19 protein-coding genes are annotated in these 18221 nt (G+C 37.2%); 10 read left to right on the top strand and 9 right to left on the bottom strand.

Going from position 1 to position 18221, the window contains the following annotated elements; all coding sequences use genetic code 11:
• Positions 1 to 56: 56 nt before the first annotated feature.
• A complete protein-coding gene (locus J4P91_RS20365; protein ID WP_207995604.1) occupies positions 57 to 749 on the top strand; it encodes a DNA alkylation repair protein in 693 nt (230 codons plus the stop codon).
• 574 nt (positions 750 to 1323) lie between these two features.
• Positions 1324 to 2700: a glycine--tRNA ligase gene (locus J4P91_RS20370; protein WP_207995605.1), complete on the top strand. Its 1377-nt coding sequence runs from the start codon at positions 1324 to 1326 to the stop codon at positions 2698 to 2700.
• A gap of 92 nt (positions 2701 to 2792) precedes the next feature.
• Here the strand turns inward: J4P91_RS20370 and J4P91_RS20375 are convergent, their stop codons facing one another.
• Positions 2793 to 3176 (bottom strand): hotdog fold thioesterase, encoded by a 384-nt coding sequence (locus tag J4P91_RS20375; RefSeq protein ID WP_207995606.1) that lies wholly within the window; start codon positions 3174 to 3176, stop codon positions 2793 to 2795.
• Between the two features lie 93 nt (positions 3177 to 3269).
• Here J4P91_RS20375 and J4P91_RS20380 point away from each other — a divergent pair, with 93 nt between their 5' ends.
• Entirely contained in the window at positions 3270 to 4013 is a 744-nt protein-coding gene (locus J4P91_RS20380) for a DUF3298 and DUF4163 domain-containing protein (RefSeq protein ID WP_207995607.1), read from the top strand.
• Between the two features lie 50 nt (positions 4014 to 4063).
• Complete coding sequence (locus tag J4P91_RS20385) at positions 4064 to 4654, top strand: biotin transporter BioY (RefSeq protein ID WP_207995608.1); 591 nt, start codon at positions 4064 to 4066, stop codon at positions 4652 to 4654.
• Positions 4655 to 4699: 45 nt separating this feature from the next.
• On the opposite strand, the gene galU is transcribed toward J4P91_RS20385, so the two are convergent.
• Both galU and J4P91_RS20395 read right to left on the bottom strand, forming a co-directional pair.
• Positions 4700 to 5587 (bottom strand): UTP--glucose-1-phosphate uridylyltransferase GalU, encoded by an 888-nt coding sequence (gene galU / locus J4P91_RS20390; protein ID WP_207995609.1) that lies wholly within the window; start codon positions 5585 to 5587, stop codon positions 4700 to 4702.
• Positions 5588 to 5889: 302 nt separating this feature from the next.
• On the bottom strand, positions 5890 to 7614 hold the full coding sequence (locus tag J4P91_RS20395) for a phospho-sugar mutase (RefSeq protein ID WP_207995610.1): 1725 nt from the start codon (positions 7612 to 7614) through the stop codon (positions 5890 to 5892).
• A 143-nt stretch (positions 7615 to 7757) separates the two neighbouring features.
• On the opposite strand from J4P91_RS20395, the gene cdaS reads away from it, so the two are divergent.
• Positions 7758 to 8363 carry a sporulation-specific diadenylate cyclase CdaS gene (gene cdaS, locus J4P91_RS20400; RefSeq protein WP_017150193.1) on the top strand — a complete coding sequence of 202 codons (606 nt, stop codon included), beginning with the start codon at positions 7758 to 7760 and terminating at the stop codon, positions 8361 to 8363.
• Between the two features lie 38 nt (positions 8364 to 8401).
• Here cdaS and J4P91_RS20405 read toward each other — a convergent pair whose 3' ends face one another.
• The 5 genes from J4P91_RS20405 to J4P91_RS20425 form a co-directional block, all read right to left on the bottom strand.
• Complete coding sequence (locus tag J4P91_RS20405) at positions 8402 to 9886, bottom strand: leucyl aminopeptidase (RefSeq protein WP_207995611.1); 1485 nt, start codon at positions 9884 to 9886, stop codon at positions 8402 to 8404.
• Between the two features lie 93 nt (positions 9887 to 9979).
• A complete protein-coding gene (locus J4P91_RS20410) occupies positions 9980 to 10354 on the bottom strand; it encodes a DUF309 domain-containing protein (protein WP_017150191.1) in 375 nt (124 codons plus the stop codon).
• A gap of 69 nt (positions 10355 to 10423) precedes the next feature.
• A complete protein-coding gene (locus tag J4P91_RS20415) occupies positions 10424 to 11050 on the bottom strand; it encodes a 3D domain-containing protein (protein ID WP_207995664.1) in 627 nt (208 codons plus the stop codon).
• A gap of 86 nt (positions 11051 to 11136) precedes the next feature.
• Positions 11137 to 11454 carry a YuiB family protein gene (locus J4P91_RS20420; protein ID WP_207995612.1) on the bottom strand — a complete coding sequence of 106 codons (318 nt, stop codon included), beginning with the start codon at positions 11452 to 11454 and terminating at the stop codon, positions 11137 to 11139.
• Positions 11455 to 11469: 15 nt separating this feature from the next.
• Positions 11470 to 11964, bottom strand: a complete 495-nt coding sequence (locus J4P91_RS20425) for an NUDIX hydrolase (RefSeq protein ID WP_207995613.1) — start codon at positions 11962 to 11964, stop codon at positions 11470 to 11472.
• A gap of 267 nt (positions 11965 to 12231) precedes the next feature.
• Between J4P91_RS20425 and J4P91_RS20430 the strand changes: the two genes are divergently transcribed.
• The gene (locus J4P91_RS20430) at positions 12232 to 12666 is read left to right on the top strand and encodes a DUF5391 family protein (protein WP_207995614.1); all 435 of its coding nucleotides are present in this window, start codon (positions 12232 to 12234) and stop codon (positions 12664 to 12666) included.
• 79 nt (positions 12667 to 12745) lie between these two features.
• Here J4P91_RS20430 and J4P91_RS20435 read toward each other — a convergent pair whose 3' ends face one another.
• Positions 12746 to 13954, bottom strand: a complete 1209-nt coding sequence (locus J4P91_RS20435; protein ID WP_207995615.1) for an NAD(P)/FAD-dependent oxidoreductase — start codon at positions 13952 to 13954, stop codon at positions 12746 to 12748.
• 468 nt (positions 13955 to 14422) lie between these two features.
• Between J4P91_RS20435 and J4P91_RS20440 the strand changes: the two genes are divergently transcribed.
• The 4 genes from J4P91_RS20440 (at position 14423) to J4P91_RS20455 (ending at position 18204) form a co-directional block, all read left to right on the top strand.
• A complete protein-coding gene (locus tag J4P91_RS20440; RefSeq protein WP_207995616.1) occupies positions 14423 to 15412 on the top strand; it encodes an NAD(P)/FAD-dependent oxidoreductase in 990 nt (329 codons plus the stop codon).
• Between the two features lie 293 nt (positions 15413 to 15705).
• On the top strand, positions 15706 to 16182 hold the full coding sequence (locus J4P91_RS20445) for a GyrI-like domain-containing protein (protein ID WP_207995617.1): 477 nt from the start codon (positions 15706 to 15708) through the stop codon (positions 16180 to 16182).
• Positions 16183 to 16410: 228 nt separating this feature from the next.
• On the top strand, positions 16411 to 16728 hold the full coding sequence (locus J4P91_RS20450) for a magnetosome magnetite crystal formation protein family (protein ID WP_207995618.1): 318 nt from the start codon (positions 16411 to 16413) through the stop codon (positions 16726 to 16728).
• 228 nt (positions 16729 to 16956) lie between these two features.
• On the top strand, positions 16957 to 18204 hold the full coding sequence (locus J4P91_RS20455) for an MFS transporter (protein ID WP_207995619.1): 1248 nt from the start codon (positions 16957 to 16959) through the stop codon (positions 18202 to 18204).
• Positions 18205 to 18221: the final 17 nt, after the last annotated feature.

Consider the following 18221-nt stretch of genomic DNA (forward strand, 5'->3'; position numbering starts at 1 on the left):
TTTCGTATTACTTCTTTATATAATATGAACAAGAAGCCTGAAAGGAGAACGATTTTATGCACCTATTTGTCAAAGCCTTACAGCAACAGTTTATCGCACATCAAAACCCTGAAAAAGCCGAACCAATGGCTCGTTATATGAAAAATCACTTTCCCTTTCTCGGTATTCAAACACCGGAAAGAAGAAAGCTATTACGTGAAGTAATACAAGTACATAAAGTTCCAGACAAAGAGGATTTTCAAATCATCATCCGTGAACTCTGGTCTTTACCTGAACGTGAATTTCAAGCCGCCGCTCTTGATTTATTACAGAAATATAAAAAACATCTCACTAAAACCCACATCCCTTTCTTAGAAGAGCTCATTACAACAAAGTCATGGTGGGATTCCGTTGATGGTATCGTCCCTACATTCTTAGGGGACATCTTCTTGAAACATCCAGAGGCCATTCCTACCTATATTCCGAAATGGATTGCTTCAGAAAATATATGGTTACAGCGTTCCGCAATTTTATTTCAGCTGAAATACAAAAAACAAATGGATGAAAAACTTCTCTTCTCAATCATTGGACAACTCAAATCTTCAAAAGAATTTTTTATCCAAAAAGCAATTGGCTGGGTACTTCGTGAATATGCAAAAACGAGCCCAAATGTCGTATGGGAATACGTTCAAAACAACGAACTCGCTCCCTTAAGTAAACGAGAAGCAATTAAGCATATTCGTGCAACAATGAGCGTCTCCTCAGAATAGAGAGTAGTAAAATAGGCGAAACTCTATCATATATACATTTTGATTTTCCAACATACAACTCGCGGCTATGAAGAAAAAAGGGACCTGCACTTATTTTCTCTCTTTGTTTTCACATGGCATGGGGCGAAAGAAGGATCTGACCGCTTCTATCCACGGCCGGATCCTCTCTCCCACCCCAAAAAGAAAGGTTTTCTATCAGTTTTTCTATTTGTATGTATGCAGATACAAGCGTTCCTCTATTGTGATTTAAAAAGGAACGTGATAGAATATGGTCATTATTATTAAATATAGTAGCGATGACGGACTTATAAGTACTTGCACAAAAAGCGATTCAGGGACAGTGAAAGCCTGAAAAAGCGAGGAAACGGCAGTCTCGAGCAATACGTGATAAAGTGGATGCGTGTTTACACACTCATCAACTAGGGTGGAACCGCGGGTATATACAAGCTCGTCCCTAGGCATAAATGCCTAGAGACGAGCTTTTTTGTATTTGGCTCGCTCAAGAAAATCGCCGCTTCACAAGTACACCCTGTCGTCGCCAATACGTTAACTTTTAAAAGGAGGATTTTTTATTATGTATTCAATGGAACAAGTTGTAAACTTAGCGAAGCATCGTGGTTTTGTTTTCCCTGGTTCTGAAATTTATGGTGGTCTTGCAAACACTTGGGACTACGGTCCACTTGGTATCGAGTTAAAAAATAACGTTAAAAAAGCTTGGTGGAAAAAATTCATTCAAGAATCTCCATACAACGTTGGTTTAGACGCGGCGATTTTAATGAACCCTAAAACTTGGGTAGCTTCTGGCCATGTTGGTAACTTTAACGATCCAATGATCGACTGTAAAAAATGTAAAGCGCGCCACCGTGCTGATAAATTAATCGAAGACGCATTAGATGCAAAAGGTATCGAAATGATCGTTGACGGTCTTACTTTCGATCAAATGGCTGACTTGATGAAAGAACACGAAGTAAAATGCCCAGACTGCGGTAGCGAAGACTTCACTGAAATTCGTCAGTTCAACTTAATGTTTAAAACATTCCAAGGTGTTACTGAATCTAGCACAAACGAAATCTTCCTTCGTCCTGAAACAGCACAAGGTATTTTCGTAAACTTCAAAAACGTGCAACGCTCTATGCGTAAGAAACTTCCATTTGGTATTGGCCAAATCGGTAAAAGTTTCCGTAACGAGATTACTCCTGGTAACTTCACATTCCGTACACGTGAATTCGAACAAATGGAACTTGAATTCTTCTGTAAGCCTGGTGAAGAACTAGAGTGGTTCACATTCTGGCGTAACACTTGTAAAAACTGGTTACTATCACTTGGTATGCACGAAGAAAGCATGCGCCTTCGTGATCACGGTGAAGAAGAATTATCTCACTACAGTAACGCAACTACTGATATTGAATTTAAATTCCCATTTGGCTGGGGCGAACTTTGGGGCGTTGCGTCTCGTACAGACTTCGACTTAAAACGTCATATGGAACATTCTAACGAAGACTTTAACTATATCGATCCACAAACGAACGAACGTTACGTACCATACTGCATCGAGCCATCTCTTGGCGCAGACCGCGTAACATTAGCATTCTTATGTGATGCATACGAAGAGGAGCAATTAGAAAATGATTCTCGTACAGTTCTTCGTTTCCACCCTGCTTTAGCACCATACAAAGCAGCTATCTTACCACTATCTAAAAAGCTATCTGAAGGCGCTGGGGAAGTGTTCGCAGAACTAGCAAAAGACTTCGTGGTAGACTTTGATGAAACTGGTTCTATCGGTAAACGTTACCGTCGTCAAGACGAAATCGGTACACCATTCTGTATCACATATGACTTCGACTCAGTTGAAGACAAAGCTGTTACAGTACGTGACCGTGACACAATGGAACAAGTTCGTATGCCAATTAGTGAGCTAAAAGGCTTCTTAGAGAAGAAAATTCAGTTCTAATTAAGAAAAGGCTGCCTCTGGGCAGCCTTTTCTTATGTCGCATATTGTCGGGCGGTCGATATATTCGAAAACTCGCTGATATATTGACGATCCTATTTTTCACGTTTCTCTTTAATTGCTACTGTACATCTTGAAATGCACAATAAATCATCATTTTCATCAATGATGCGTATATCCCAAACCATTGTTGTTTGTCCTTTATGGATTGGTGTGCCGATTGCTGTTACAATTCCATCACGTTTCGAACGGATATGGTTCGCATTAATTTCAAGTCCAAAACAAATACACTTTTCCTGATCAATTAAATTATAGGAACCTACGCTCGCTACTGTTTCTGCCAATGCAACTGATGCCCCGCCATGTAAAAAACCAAACGGTTGGTGTGTACGTCCATCTACTGGCATAGTTGCTACCACTTTCTCTTCTGTCATTTCTAACAGCTCAATCCCAAGTGCATCCATTAATGTTTTTGGCATGTTACTTCCCCCTTTTCCTCATTTAAAAATGTATAATTTTCCCTATTTATTTTCAAACTATCCATAGCACTTATCTAAGGAGGTTCCATCTACATGAAAAATAAATTTTGTACTCTATTACTCTTAGTCTCCTTGCTCATTATTGTACCAAATTGTACGAATGCAGCCCACCCTTCTAACCTAACAATCGATATTAAGACTGTTACGCAAAAAGGTAAGAAACCTTATTTAGAATATCAAATTAACAGGCCTTACTTTAGCAACTTTTACGATCCAGAATTTCAAAAGAAGTTGAATACATACTATAAAACAACTACAGATCGTTTTAAAACAACATTAGCGAAAGAAGCAAAAAAATACTATAAAGAAGCTCAGGAATCAGGCGCTCCTTTTCATCCGCATATTGCAAATGTTGATTATAAAGTCACATTACAACAGTCTCCCTTGCTTAGCTTATATGTAAATTATTATCAATATACGGGCGGAGCACACGGCATATATACATGGAAAGCACATACATTTGATTTAAAACAAAAAAAAGTACTACGTTTAGCTGATTTATTTCAAAAAGACAGCAACTATAAAGATATCATTCGTACAGAAATCGTTAGACAAATTAAACAAAATGAAAGTATTTACTTTCCAGATGCAGCTGAAAAAGTGATGAGCACAAAGAAATTCAACTACTTTTTAGAACCAGATAACCTTGTCGTCTATTTCTCTTTATATGAGATTGCTCCTTACTCAAGTGGCATTCCGCAATTTCGGATTCCATACACATTACTTAGAGATTCACTAAAGCCTAACTATCAAAACATTTTAATTGACAACAGATAAATGAATTCGCTACGATAATGTTAACCATTTAACAACCGGAGGTTAACATTATGAAACAATTACGCGCTTTAGATTTAGCATTAGCTGCCATGTTCGTTGCACTCATGGCGATTGGTGCAAATATCGTATCTTGGGCACCTTTTTTACAAGTAGCTGGTATCCCACTTTCTATGCAACCATTTTTCGCTATTTTAGCAGGCCTTCTTCTCGGAAGTAGACTTGGTGCCTTATCTATGACTGTTTATATGCTTGTTGGTATTGCAGGAGCACCGATTTTCGCCAATTTCAAAGCTGGGTTTGGTGCACTGTTAGATCCTACCGGTGGTTTTATTATCGCATTTATTATTGTTGCTTACATATCAGGAAAACTAGTAGAACAAAGAGAAAAACCACAGTTCGGTACATTTGCAATTGCATCTTGTACCGGAATTATTTTAACGTATATCATTGGTACTACTTATATGTATGCAGCTGTAAACTTCTGGATGAGCGGAAATATGAGCTACAAAGCAGCTTGGGCAATTATGATGTGGTTCGCTGTTAAAGATATTATCTTTACAATTATCGGTGCTGTCATTGCACCTCGCATATATTATGCAGTTCGTCGTTCTGCTTATCAACATTCTCATTCAACACTATAACAATGAAAAAGAGTTACTCCATACGTAGAGTAACTCTTTTTTATCTTAAGATTCTTGTTTCATTTGCTCTTCTAAAATTTTCTTCATCATAACAAGCATGTCATCTCTTAACTCTTCATGCTGAAGTGCCATTTCAATTGTCGTTTGAACGAAGCCTAATTTTTCTCCAACATCGTAACGCTTTCCTTCAAAGTCATAAGCAAATACACGTTGAATTTCATTTAAGCTTTGAATCGCATCTGTTAATTGAATTTCGCCACCTGCACCAACATTCTGGTTTTCTAAGAACATAAAGATTTCAGGTGTTAAGATATAACGTCCCATAATCGCTAAGTTTGAAGGCGCTGTACCTTGCGCTGGCTTCTCAACAAAGTTACGAACTTGATAACGACGACCTTCTTGCTCTAGTGGGTCAATAATTCCATAACGATGTGTCTCTTCTTCTGGAACAGTTTGTACACCGATAACAGATGAAAGTGTTTTATCATATTCATCTATTAGTTGGCGTAAACATGGTTTTTCAGCTTGAACAATATCATCACCTAATAAAACAGCGAATGGTTCATCACCAATGAATTTACGCGCGCACCAAACTGCATGCCCTAGTCCTTTTGGCTCTTTTTGGCGGATATAATGAATATCAACCATTTTAGAAGAAGCTTGTACTTTTTCAAGCAACTCATATTTTTTCTTCTCTAATAAATTTTGTTCTAATTCAAACGCATTATCGAAGTGATCTTCAATAGAGCGCTTTCCTTTACCAGTAACAATAATAATATCTTCAATTCCAGATGCAACTGCTTCTTCTACAATGTATTGAATAGTTGGCTTATCTACAATTGGAAGCATTTCTTTCGGCATTGCCTTTGTTGCTGGTAAAAAACGCGTTCCCAATCCCGCAGCAGGGATAATCGCTTTTCTCACTTTTTTCATAACAAATACCCTCTCTTCTTTCTTAATTCTTACATTATATTTCCTTACTCATATACGAAATTTATTCCGCATTAACGGGCAGTAAAAGCCCGATTGGTTCAACTAACCATCAGTGGGAGATGAAGCCCCCCACTGATGGAAGTTTCACTTTATTACTCCGCCCTCAGTAATTGAAATGTTACAGACAGTATACCACATCATTTTTTTCTTGCGGATTTCTTCTATACATAAGAAAAGAGGAGGTCGTTCTTCATTCTCCCCTTTTCTCTTCCACTACTGGCTGGAAATGACTATCTATTTTATTATAAACGATTCATAACATCTTCTTTAATAGCAAGTAACTTTTGTTCACTATTTTGTAAGGAATCATCTTTTACACCAAAATAAAACTTGATTTTTGGCTCCGTTCCAGATGGACGTAAGCAGAACCAAGAACCATCCGCTAATTGATATTTTAACACATTTGATTTCGGTAAGTGAATCTCTTCCTTATTTCCATCTTTTAGTGATGTAATGATGCTTGCTTTATAATCTTCTACAGAAGTCACTGTTAAGCCAGCCACTGCTTTTGGCGGATTTTCACGGAATGATGCCATCATCTCTTGAATTTTCTCTGCACCATCTTTTCCTTTTAATGTTAACGATACAAGGTCTTCACGGAAGAATCCATATTTCGCAAACACTTCTAATAAACCATCGTATAACGTTTTACCTTGTGATTTATAGTACGCTGCAACTTCACATGCAAACAGTACAGATTGTACTGCATCTTTATCGCGGCAGAATGGACGAATTAAATAACCATAGCTTTCTTCATAACCAAATTGGAAGTCATATTGTCCACTTTCTTCATACTGCTTAATCTTCTCACCGATAAATTTAAATCCAGTTAATGTATCCACTGTATCTAAACCGTATGCTTTTGCAATTGTACGACCAATTTCAGAAGTTACAATTGTTTTTAATACAACACCATTTTCTGGAAGTGTGCCATTTTGTTTCTTTTGTGATAATAAATAGTCAAGCATTAACGCACCTGTTTGGTTCCCTGTTAGTACTTGGAACTCACCAGCGTGATTACGAACAGCTACACCAAGACGATCTGCGTCTGGATCTGTTGCGATTAATACATCTGCGCCTACTTTTTCTCCATCACGAATTGCAAGTTCAAACGCTGCATGCTCTTCTGGATTTGGTGATTTTACTGTTGAGAAGTTTGGATCTGGTAACTCTTGTTCTTTTACAACTGTTACGTCTTTAAATCCAACTTCTTCTAAACCACGACGCGCAGGAATATTGGATGTTCCATGTAATGGTGTAAAAACAATTTTTAAATCTTTTCCAACTTCTTGTACCATTTCTTTATTGATGATAACTGTTTTTAACTCTGCTAAGTATGCATCATCTACTTCTTGTCCAATCATATGTAATAAGCCGTCCGCTTTCAGTTGTTCCACATCGGCAACTTCTACTGTTAATTCATCTTCTACTTCGTTTACGTAGCTAATTAACTCGTCGGCTTCTTTTGGAGGCAATTGTCCACCATCTTCTCCATACACTTTATACCCGTTATATTCAGGTGGGTTATGACTTGCCGTAAGAACGATTCCACTTACTGTATGTAAATAACGAACTGCGAAAGAGAGTACCGGTGTTGGGCGTAAGCTTTCAAATACATATGTTGTAATACCATGTGCACCAAGTGTTGCCGCTACTTCCATTGCAAATTCAGGTGATTTATGACGAGAATCATACGCTACAACAACACCGCGCTTCTTCGCTTCTTCACCTAATTTTTCAATAAAGTGTGCCAATCCTTTTGTTGCCTTTCGAACTGTATATACGTTCAAACGGTTCGTACCAGCACCAAGCTCTCCGCGCATACCACCTGTACCGAATTCTAAGTTTTTATAGAAGCTATCTTCTATTTTCTTTTCATCTTGCTGCATATTTTCTAGCTGTTCTTTTAGTTCTGCATCTAAGTTTGCATATGAAAGCCAGCGACTATATTCTTTTTTCCAATCCATTATCTTATCTCCTCTCGCGTGTCATAACCTCATTATATGAAAAAAACGGTAAGTATCTCAATACATTTTGCAATCTAGCAGGATTTTACTGTTAGAATTTGTATACACTAACGCTATATACTTTTAACAAAAAGGTGAGAAAAATGGAAGAATGGGGATTATCAGAAGAGTTAAAAATAAAAACGAAACAAATGATTGAAGTTGTAGAGACCGAATTACGGGACATGAAGCAAACCGTTGAACAAGACGGTGAGTGCATTTTATGTAAAATGGAAGAAATTCATCATCTACTAAGCAATGTTCAAACACTAGCAGCTTCTTATTATTTAAAGGCCTATTTATCACCCTTCACATCAGGCTATGCTTCCATTACAACAGCAATTCAACATTTAGGCGATAGGAAACATGGTGCGTTAATTGTTGTAGAGAGAAATAATCCACTTGATTCCCTTATTCAAACCGGAACAAGACTTGAAGCGTATTTAACCGTTCCACTACTGGAATCCATCTTTTATCCAGGAAATCCGCTTCATGATGGAGCTATTCTCATTAAAAATAATCATATTGTTTCAGCAGCAAACATCCTCCCACTAACAAAGAATACAGAAATTGATTCAAGGTTTGGAACACGTCACCGAGCTGCAATTGGTTTATCAGAAAAAAGTGATGCACTCATATTAGTTGTCTCTGAAGAAACGGGTCGCACATCCTTTGCTTTAAACGGAACCTTATATACCATTTCTTTATAAAAAAGGCAGCGTAATTCGCTGCCTTTTCTACACCTATTTTATTCTTCTCCAAAGCGTTCAACAAGTGTCGCAAGCGTACGAACCATTGCACCCGTTGCTCCAGCTGGACCTAAATCATGCGCACTCGTTGTATCAGATGTCCCTGCAATATCTAAATGTACCCATGGTGTTTCTTCTGCAAACTCGCCAAGGAATGTTCCGGCCATTACCGCATGACCTTCACGGCCTGGTGAGTTATTTAAATCAGCAAATTTACTGTTGCGAACGCGTTCTTTATCACGCTCAAAAATCGGTAATTGCCAAATTGGCTCATCTGTTTCCATTGATGCTTCTAACACTTGTTCATATAGTACTTCATTATTTGTCATTGCACCTGTTGTATGATTTCCAAGCGCAACGATAACACCACCTGTTAATGTTGCAATATCAACAAGATAGTTTGCACCGAGTTTCTTCGCATACGTAATACCATCAGCTAATGCAAGGCGACCTTCTGCATCTGTATTTAATACTTCAATTGTTTTACCGCTCATAGATGTAATTACATCATCTGGTTTAAAGGCTGTACCGCTCACAACATTATCTGTTGATGGGATAACAGCGACTACGTTTTGCTCTGGGCGAAGTTCACCGATAATTTCCATTGCGCCAAGAACTGCTGCAGCACCGCCCATATCACCTTTCATTCCTACCATGCCTTCGCGTGGTTTTAAAGAATAACCGCCTGTATCATATGTGATTCCTTTTCCAACGAATCCGATAACATCCGTCCATTCTTCTTTTCCTTTATAAATAAGAGCAATCATTTTTGGTGGCTCTGTCGAACCTTGGTTTACAGCAAGTAATGCCCCCATACCAAGCTCTTCCATTTCTTCTTTCTCAAGCACCTTATAATCCATGTCATATTTCTCAGCTAATTCAACAGCATGCTCTGCAAGTTTTGTTGCTGTTAATACGTTCGGCGGCATATTTACAAGTGTACGAGCTGAGTTTGTAGCACGTCCATGCACATATCCTACTGTTAATGCAGCTTCGATTTCTTTTGCATCCTCTGCTGTAATAACCACAAAGTTTTCTAGCTCTACACTTTCTTTTTTGTCCGTTTTATATGTTTGTAAATCATATGTACCTAGGCAAGATACTTCATTGGCAATATGTGCAACATCAATTGCGTCTAACTTATCTGTTACGAAAGAATCAAGTAAAATTGCAGCTTCTTTCACTTTATTAGCTTTTAATGTTTTAAATGCTTTACTAAGTGAAGCACGTAACGTTTCTGTTGAGTATGATTCTTTTTTGCCAAGACCGACAAAATAATAACGTTTTACATTTGTTTTTCCTAAGCTATGTACTTTGGAAATGGCTTTTTTCTTTGTAGAAAGCTCTTTTTCTTCTAATAAAACTTGTAATTGTCCTTCAAATGCTTTGTCTAATTCCTGTACAAAACTACTCGCTTTTTCTTCTTCAAATAAAGCAACGATGACTGCTTCATGGCTTGCTAATTCTTTTTGTACTTGAAACATGTTCAAACCCCCTAAATTTCGCTATTTTTATTATAACTGTATTTTCTTGAAAATGCGATAATTCCAACTTCTCTTGCACTTCACTTTTTTATGTCACTTCATATATAGAATAAGCTCCGGTAATGACGGCAAATTATGCACTTGTTCATATGGGACTTTCTCTATCTGTTCAGGTATTACTTTCCGGCACTTTTGAATAAATGCCACGACCTCGTTTACATCTAAGCTCCAATACAAGGGGCAATACGGTGTCAAATATTGCTCCGCCACTTCCATCATCATTCGCGCCCCTTTTATATTTCCATAACTATAATGATACTGAGCAACTACCATTTGTAATAAACCTTTTAAAAATAAGTTGCTCCGCTCTTCCAGCCACATTTCTTCTAATAAGTCGTGACACGTATAATAATCTTCTTCATTATATTTCACAAAAAACTCATAGTATGCCAACGGATAGTCTTCCACTTCCCCACCCCATTTTTCTTATATTGTGAACCAGGACAAATTAAAAAGTCTAGCGTTAACCCCACTAGACTATCTCTGTTTCAAATATTGGCTGCGAAATACCTGCAGCGTTTCATCTTGGTTCAGCAGCGTTAACTGCTCTTCTGTTAACTTACCGTTACCCAGTTTCACTACATATACATTTACCTTTTTCTTGCCCCACTCACTATATACATCTTCAACAGTTTCATAATATAAATCGAGTCTATTTCCTTTTATGGCTCCACCTTTATCCGCTACCACACCATACCCATAGCCTGGTACAAAAAGAATGGTTCCAATCGGAAACACACGTAAATCCGCTGCGATTGTAGAATATATATCCCTTTTTGCCTTTACACCTGAATATGTAATGCCATACTCTGGGTGTCCGGGTCTTTTACCAGTTGATTCTATCCCTGACGTATAACCAGTTGCTGTCATTTCCATTACACGGTATTTAGACCAGTCTCTTCCCTGTTCTAAAGCATTTATCACTTCTTTACTCGGAACAACTCGTTGCTCTACTTCTGCCGCATGTACTTCTTTTACATCGCTTCCCTGATATGTTTTTATAATCTCTACTAAAGAGACTCCCGTGAATGCTTGCCACGTCACACATAAAGCTGCTACAAGTAAACAAGTCATCATAATGCGAATACCATATCGTTTTAACATTTTAATATTCCACACTCCTTCATCGTTAGTCATTCCCCATACGATGTAGAAATATGCAAAAAAAATAATCCCCAGGAAGCTGGAGATTAAAACATTTGATACCCGCTTTGACGTAGTTTCTTTATCACAACACCGGATAAAATTGCCCCGATTAATCCAGTTGATAAAATAAAGAGATCTGCTTGTCCAAGATGTGAGACACTTGTTCCAAATGAGGAAAACGTTTCTTTCGGTTTTGAAAAATATTCCCAAACACTTGCCTTATTAATGATAAGCATACAAACAATCGGATAAATGATAACCATCACCCAAGTAGCACGCAAAATCATGTTAAGTAAAAATCCAATTCCAAAGAACAGTATAAAAAACAGCATCATTGAAATAAGTAGTACTGGAATACTCACTTTTCCTCACCCCTTCTATTTCTTATCCCTTGCCGTAAACACATGATACGATGTATATCCAAATTGATCTCCTGGATTTAATGTTGTATCCATCTCAAGAAGCGGTGCCACATTACCTTCTAGTAAATATCGAACTAATATAGAAGTATTTTGATCGTACGCAATATCGTTAGGATGTAAAAACGCTACTTCAAACAGTTCATCCTCTTGAACGATAACCTCTTCCCCTTCTGGTTCCAATAGAAAAATAACCATATTATCGCTAATCTCATCACGAATAACACCAGAACGAATGCCAATCACTCCTTTTACATGTGCAACAATGCCTGTCTCTTCTAAAATTTCACGCTTAACAGCTTGATCAATCGTTTCTCCCTCATTTACGAAACCAGCTGGCAATGACCATTTCCCTTTTAATCCGCTGTATTTCTTCTTCACAAAGAGCCACCTGCCATCTTTTGTAACCACAAGTCCACTTACAGCTAACCAAACATTCCCACGCTTCCCCATGATGTAAAACCCCTTCCAACTAAACGAACAGAATATTCATTCTTTTCTTTGTATTATACTATATTTTTCATTGAGAATAATATAGTCTTCCTTGTTCCTCAGTTACTACGTTTCTTTCTACTCTTTTATCTCATTTGAAATTTCCATATATTTGATTTAATGTTAATATAGAGTATTATTTTCCTGTAGAAAGGTCTCGAATTCCTGCAAATTTCTTCCTTGAATACTACATCACACCTATTTATTGCGAAAGGAGTAAAAAGTAAAATGAGAAATCAATCACAAAAGTCCAGTATTGTATTCGCAACATTAGTTTCCGCATTACTCTTCTGCTCTGTCTTAGTTGCCATTTCACTTTCACCACTTGCTGATTTAGGACCTAATTCAAATAATTTTAACTCTTTAGGCATGTGGAAATCAATCGGCATGATTTTACTATTTTATATCATACCTCTACTTCTTTATATCGTAGGGGTGAAGGCAATACGATTCATCATGGCTTTTCTTTGCAGTATGGGGATATTCGTACATCTTGTGATACTTGTAGTCGTATCTATTATAATACGTACAGGTGACTATAACGCCTCCTCTTTCTTAGGAGTCATCATTCTTTGCGCAGCAGTATCCATCACAAATGTAATTTGGTTTTTTGTTGCTTTTCGCCCAAAAAGAACTTCTACTTATACACTGAATGTACGATGAAATAGAAGTGTAAGAAAAGCTTGTATTACACAAAAAGCAGAAACGACTCATAGCCGTTTCTGCTTTTTTCTACTATATATTAAAAGAACTTTAATTTACCTTTTTTAAGAACTAATAAAGGTCCACCAAGTAGGAATAGGTAACGGTTATCGATTACTTTCTTCATGAAGGAAGCTTTCCAACCTGTTAACTTTTTACCCATAACAACGCCCATTGCATCGTCATGTCCTAATGAACATACAGATCCTTTATTATCAAATACGAACTTTTTCATTTCGCCTTTACCACGAACTAATACAGATAAGTTGTGTGCAATGTTGTAACCTTGTTGAATTGCAATTTGTGCTGTTGGTGGGTATGGACGATTAATCTCTTCATTGATGATTAACGCTGCGTCACCAACCATGAATACATCTTCATGACCTGGAGCATGCATATACTCATCAACTTTTACACGTCCGCGCATTGCTTCAAAGCCAGACTCTTCCACAATACCGTTACCGCGAACACCAGCAGCCCAAACAACAGTTTCAGACTTAAGTAATTCTACATCGTCACCGTTCGCAACTAGAATACCTTCTTCAGTTGCTTCTTTGATTGCTGTACCGATGCGGAATTCTACACCTTTTTTCTCTAACTGTTTTACAGCGTACTCAACTAATTCTGGATCGAAACCAGGAAGTGCCGATGGAGCAGCTTCTACACAGATGATACGTGCTTTTTCACGTGGAACATCATACTCTTTGCAAAGTTCAGGAATACGATTTGCAAGCTCACCTACATACTCGATACCTGTAAATCCTGCGCCACCAACAACAATTGTTACTAACTCATCACGTTTTTCAGTCGCATATTGAGAGAACTTGTATTCCATATGCTCACGAATTTGGCGAGTTGCATTAATGTTAGTAATAGAGAATGCATGCTCTTTCAATCCTTTAATACCAAATGTTTCTGACTCAAAACCAAGACCGATTACTAAGTAATCATACTCTAACTCAGCATTTTTTAAGATAACGCGTTTTTCAGCTGCTTTAATTTCTACAACTGTATCTTGTACAAAGTTTACTTTATTTGTATCAATAACGTCTTGAATGTCCAGACGGATTTTATCATGATGTAATGTACCAGCTGCACTTTCATGTAACCAAGTTGCTTGGTAGTGATAGCTGTTGTTGTTTACTAACGTAATTTCAGCTTCACTTACAGATAATGTTTTTTGCAGACGAACAGTCGTAATCATCCCGCCATAACCTGCACCTAAAACTACGATTTTTGGAGTTTTCACTCAATCACAACCCTTTTCTTTATATAATAGTAATAAAAAACAAGACCAAAGTACTAAACACTTACTTTGTCAAGAATGTGGAATTCCTCACATTCTCAAGCATAACAAAACGTATTCAAAAAATCTTACGAAATTTGTCATAAAAAATTAACATAATACTTTCCTATATTAGTCGGTTTTATGTCATAATTCAAGCGCCTAGGGAATTATCAATATTTTAAAATAACATAGCGTTTTCAAGGGTTTTTTAGCCTTTTTTTCATCGATTTTCCTATTTGGTATATTTTATACATTTTCATCCTATCTATGCAAAAGCTTGCATATAATTCAGTCATTTCTTGCAGTATTATAAACTGAAATATGTTATCATTTTTATTGTAAAGTGCAATCTTGTTTGCAGGATTTCCGTATACATATGAACAATATATGGAATCAATATCAAAATTCCATCTATAGGGGGAATAAATAGTGACAGAAAATCAAAAAGTTTACGACATAACGATTATCGGTGGAGGTCCAACAGGGTTATTCACAGCGTTTTATGGCGGAATGAGACAGGCCAGTGTAAAAATTATTGAAAGCTTACCGCAGCTTGGAGGACAATTATCCGCACTATACCCTGAAAAATATATTTACGACGTAGCCGGATTCCCGAAAGTACGCGCGCAAGAACTTGTTGATAATTTAAAAGAACAAATGAAAAAGTTTGAACCGACTGTTTGCTTAGAAGAAGCAGTTGATACACTTGAAAAGCAAGCTGATGGCGTATTTAAGCTTGTAACAAATAAAGAAACGCACTATTCTAAGTCTGTCATTATTACAGCTGGTAATGGCGCTTTCCAACCACGCCGTTTGGAATTAGAGGGTGTAGAAAAATTCGAGAAGAAAAATTTACACTATTTCGTTGATGATATGAACAAATTCGCTGGAAAACGCGTCGTTGTATTTGGCGGCGGCGACTCTGCAGTGGACTGGACAATGATGTTGGAACCAATTGCTGAACAAGTAACAATCATTCATCGCCGTGATAAATTCCGCGCTCATGAGCACAGCGTAGAAAACTTAATGAACTCCCGTGCAGACGTAAAAACACCTTACGTTCCGGTTGAATTAATTGGCGAAGATAAAATTGAACAAGTTGTATTGCAACATGTAAAAACAGAAGAAAAAGTTGTCATCGACGTTGATGATGTCATCGTAAACTACGGCTTTGTTTCTTCTCTTGGTCCAATTAAAAACTGGGGCTTAGACATTCAAAAGAACAGCATCGTTGTAAACTCTAAAATGGAAACAAACATCCCTGGTATTTACGCAGCTGGTGACATTTGTACATATGAAGGAAAAGTAAAACTGATTGCATGCGGCTTCGGTGAAGCACCAACAGCAGTAAACAATGCAAAAGCTTACTTCGATCCAAATGCAAAACTGCAACCAATGCATAGTTCTAGTATGTTTTAAATCATAAATGAAGCAGGCTCCTTTCATATGAAGGGGTCTTTTTTAATACAATAACTCCTCCCCAAGATTATCTAAATCTCTAGAGATCGTAAGGATGATTAAGTCGTTTTATAGTTCACACAAAAACATGTTTAATAAAAGATTCATTCGTTTATAAAGTTTGGGTAACCAGTATAGAGCAAACAAACTTCTAATGGGTATCACCAGCAAAACTCCCTCTTCCCTTTATTTGTATAATTATGGTACAATTTAATAAGAACATTTGTTCTTATTCAGGAAGGGGAGTATAAAACATGATTCAACCAAAGATTATTAAAAAAGAAGCTTTCCAAGCAATTGGCATCTCCGCTACAACGAAAAATGAAATTGAAATGTCCAATGAGGGAAAGATTCCAGGGCTATGGAACCACTACTATCAAAATCAAATCATGAACCAAATTCCTAACAAACATACACAAACAACACTAGCATTGTATTCAAATTATGAGTCCGATGAAACTGGAGCTTATACATATACAATTGGTATGTCAGTCTCTTCACTAGACACAATCCCTGAAAATATGACATCTCTCACCATACCTGCTCAAACATATGCGGTCTTTACAACTCGCAAAGGCCCCGTATCAGAAGTTGTCGTAGAAGCATGGCAAGACATTTGGAACTGGTCAAGAGAAAACAAACGCGCTTTCACAATAGACTTTGAACTATACGATGAACGAGCTATTGATCCAAATGATGCGCAGGTTGATATTTATATCGCACTCGCTTAATCCATTTCATGTATTACACTCTTTACCTCAAAAGAAACAGCGAATCTTCGCTGTTTTTTTACTATACTACATTTTATAATGCAATCCATATTTATCATTTCATTACATTCAATTTCTCCAAACCTTACAAAACTGTGAGGTTTTTGTAAGATGAATCGATAGTACTTTACTGCATTCTACCCCATACTAAAGGTATAACAACAAACACTATTTCATGAGGTGATATATATGAACGGAAATAAATTATTATCTGCTTTTTCATACTGGAGTGTTTTCTTTGCTCCTATTTTATTCCCAATTATTGTTTGGATTATAGGTGAAGATGAAACGAAATCCCATGCAAAGCGAGCGCTATGGACACATATTATTCCAAGTATCGCAGCCTTTGTAGGAATGATTGTAGTAGGAATTATGGGACTTGGTTCCAATCAACCTGATGTGACACTTGGCATCGGTGCGATTATTACTTTATGCATTTGTGGTATTATTAGCCTATACTTCTTTATTTGGAATATCGTAAAAGGAATTCAAGTCATGAAATCCTAACATGAACAACCATCAAACACTCCAAGCGAAGAGAACGTCTGATGGTTTTTTTTATGTTTTCTACTGTAAGATGACTCCCCTCTTTTTTTCCTTAAAAAATACACTGGGCAAATGTAATATTATTGTCTACAATGAAAAAGTGCAGTATAGAAATATTAGAAACTGTATAGAACGAGTGTTAACAGGATTTTATATCCATTCAAAATTGTTATATAGAAAGGAAGCAATATGGAGGAACTACAACAAAACAAATCTGCTCCAGCAGAAAGCAGAACACCTTTGTTAAAAAACACAAACTTCCTATTTCTCTGGGCAGCTACACTGTTTTCAAGCTTTGCTTTAGCTTTTTTTACTTTTTCCCAAACATGGTACATAGCGAAAACATTAAATCTCGAAGCTTCACTAGGCGTTGTTTTTGTTGCACTTAGCGTCCCAAGGCTTATCTTTATGATTGTCGGCGGGGCCGTCGCAGATAAATTTCCGAAAAAAAATATTATGTTTTACTCAAATATCATTCGTGCACTTCTTGTCGCAACGATTCTTGTTTGGTTTATCGTCGGTCATGTAACATTATATACATTTGCTTTGTTTGCTTTATTTTTCGGATTAGCGGACGCCTTCTTCTGGTCAGCAGATGGTTCCATTTTACCTGAGCTCGTAGAAAAAGACCGTTTAACACAAGCAAATTCACTTACACAAATGACAAACCAAGCATCCGTAATTTTAGGACCTGTACTTGGGGGAATCCTTATTAAATTTAGTAACTATGAGACAATCTTTACGATTACAATTCTTTTACTAATTGTCGCCGCCATACTCGTCCAAAAAATCCAGTCTACATTGCAAATCGAACACGATAAAAACAAAGGGATGTTTACCTCTATTAAAGAAGGTATTTTGTACGTAAAAGAATCACCTTTTCTTTCAACATTCCTTATTTGCAGCGCCTTTTTAAATTTATTTTTAATCGGTCCGATGCAAGTTGGTTTCCCATTATTTATCAAAAACGTTCTTCATGGTGACTCGCTTCAATTTAGTTATTTAGAAGCAGCTGTTGGAGCCGGTATGGGAATCGGAGCTGTCATCGTTGGCCTGAAAAACATCAGTCGACGACGCGGTTTATTCTGCATCATTATGATGCTATTATCTGGTATTTTCTTCTTATCGATTAACTTCAGTACAGCACTTTGGCAAGCATTATTAGCAGGCGCATTTTACGGCATTACCATTGCCATGGCTATCGTTCCATTAATGGCAATGATTCAATCTACTGTCAAAGAAGAAATGATGGGACGCGTCATGAGCTTACTGATGCTGTCATCCATGGGCTTCATCCCGCTTTCCTATGCATTCACATCACTCGCACTTGCTGCTGGCATTCCGATTGTGACAATTATGAAAAGCGGAGCCATCGCAGTTATTGTCTTTGTATTATTTATTGCGATTCGCGTTCCTGTTGTTCGAAAATTCGATTGATCAGGAAGAGTCATGTA

Source organism: Bacillus sp. XF8 (assembly GCF_017498755.1).
GTDB classification, from domain to species: Bacteria; Bacillota; Bacilli; order Bacillales; family Bacillaceae_G; genus Bacillus_A; species Bacillus_A bingmayongensis.

Bases quoted from the DNA above. Each gene is read 5' to 3' on its own strand.
- J4P91_RS20455 (WP_207995619.1), top strand. From the start codon at position 16,957: ATGGAGGAACTACAACAAAACAAATCTGCTCCAGCAGAAAGCAGAACA.
- J4P91_RS20415 (WP_207995664.1), bottom strand. From the start codon at position 11,050: ATGTTAAAACGATATGGTATTCGCATTATGATGACTTGTTTACTTGTA.
- J4P91_RS20380 (WP_207995607.1), top strand. From the start codon at position 3,270: ATGAAAAATAAATTTTGTACTCTATTACTCTTAGTCTCCTTGCTCATT.
- J4P91_RS20365 (WP_207995604.1), top strand. From the start codon at position 57: ATGCACCTATTTGTCAAAGCCTTACAGCAACAGTTTATCGCACATCAA.
- J4P91_RS20375 (WP_207995606.1), bottom strand. From the start codon at position 3,176: ATGCCAAAAACATTAATGGATGCACTTGGGATTGAGCTGTTAGAAATG.
- galU (WP_207995609.1), bottom strand. From the start codon at position 5,587: ATGAAAAAAGTGAGAAAAGCGATTATCCCTGCTGCGGGATTGGGAACG.
- J4P91_RS20405 (WP_207995611.1), bottom strand. From the start codon at position 9,886: ATGTTTCAAGTACAAAAAGAATTAGCAAGCCATGAAGCAGTCATCGTT.
- J4P91_RS20425 (WP_207995613.1), bottom strand. From the start codon at position 11,964: ATGGGGAAGCGTGGGAATGTTTGGTTAGCTGTAAGTGGACTTGTGGTT.
- J4P91_RS20370 (WP_207995605.1), top strand. From the start codon at position 1,324: ATGTATTCAATGGAACAAGTTGTAAACTTAGCGAAGCATCGTGGTTTT.
- J4P91_RS20395 (WP_207995610.1), bottom strand. From the start codon at position 7,614: ATGGATTGGAAAAAAGAATATAGTCGCTGGCTTTCATATGCAAACTTA.
- J4P91_RS20450 (WP_207995618.1), top strand. From the start codon at position 16,411: ATGAACGGAAATAAATTATTATCTGCTTTTTCATACTGGAGTGTTTTC.
- J4P91_RS20430 (WP_207995614.1), top strand. From the start codon at position 12,232: ATGAGAAATCAATCACAAAAGTCCAGTATTGTATTCGCAACATTAGTT.
- cdaS (WP_017150193.1), top strand. From the start codon at position 7,758: ATGGAAGAATGGGGATTATCAGAAGAGTTAAAAATAAAAACGAAACAA.
- J4P91_RS20445 (WP_207995617.1), top strand. From the start codon at position 15,706: ATGATTCAACCAAAGATTATTAAAAAAGAAGCTTTCCAAGCAATTGGC.
- J4P91_RS20385 (WP_207995608.1), top strand. From the start codon at position 4,064: ATGAAACAATTACGCGCTTTAGATTTAGCATTAGCTGCCATGTTCGTT.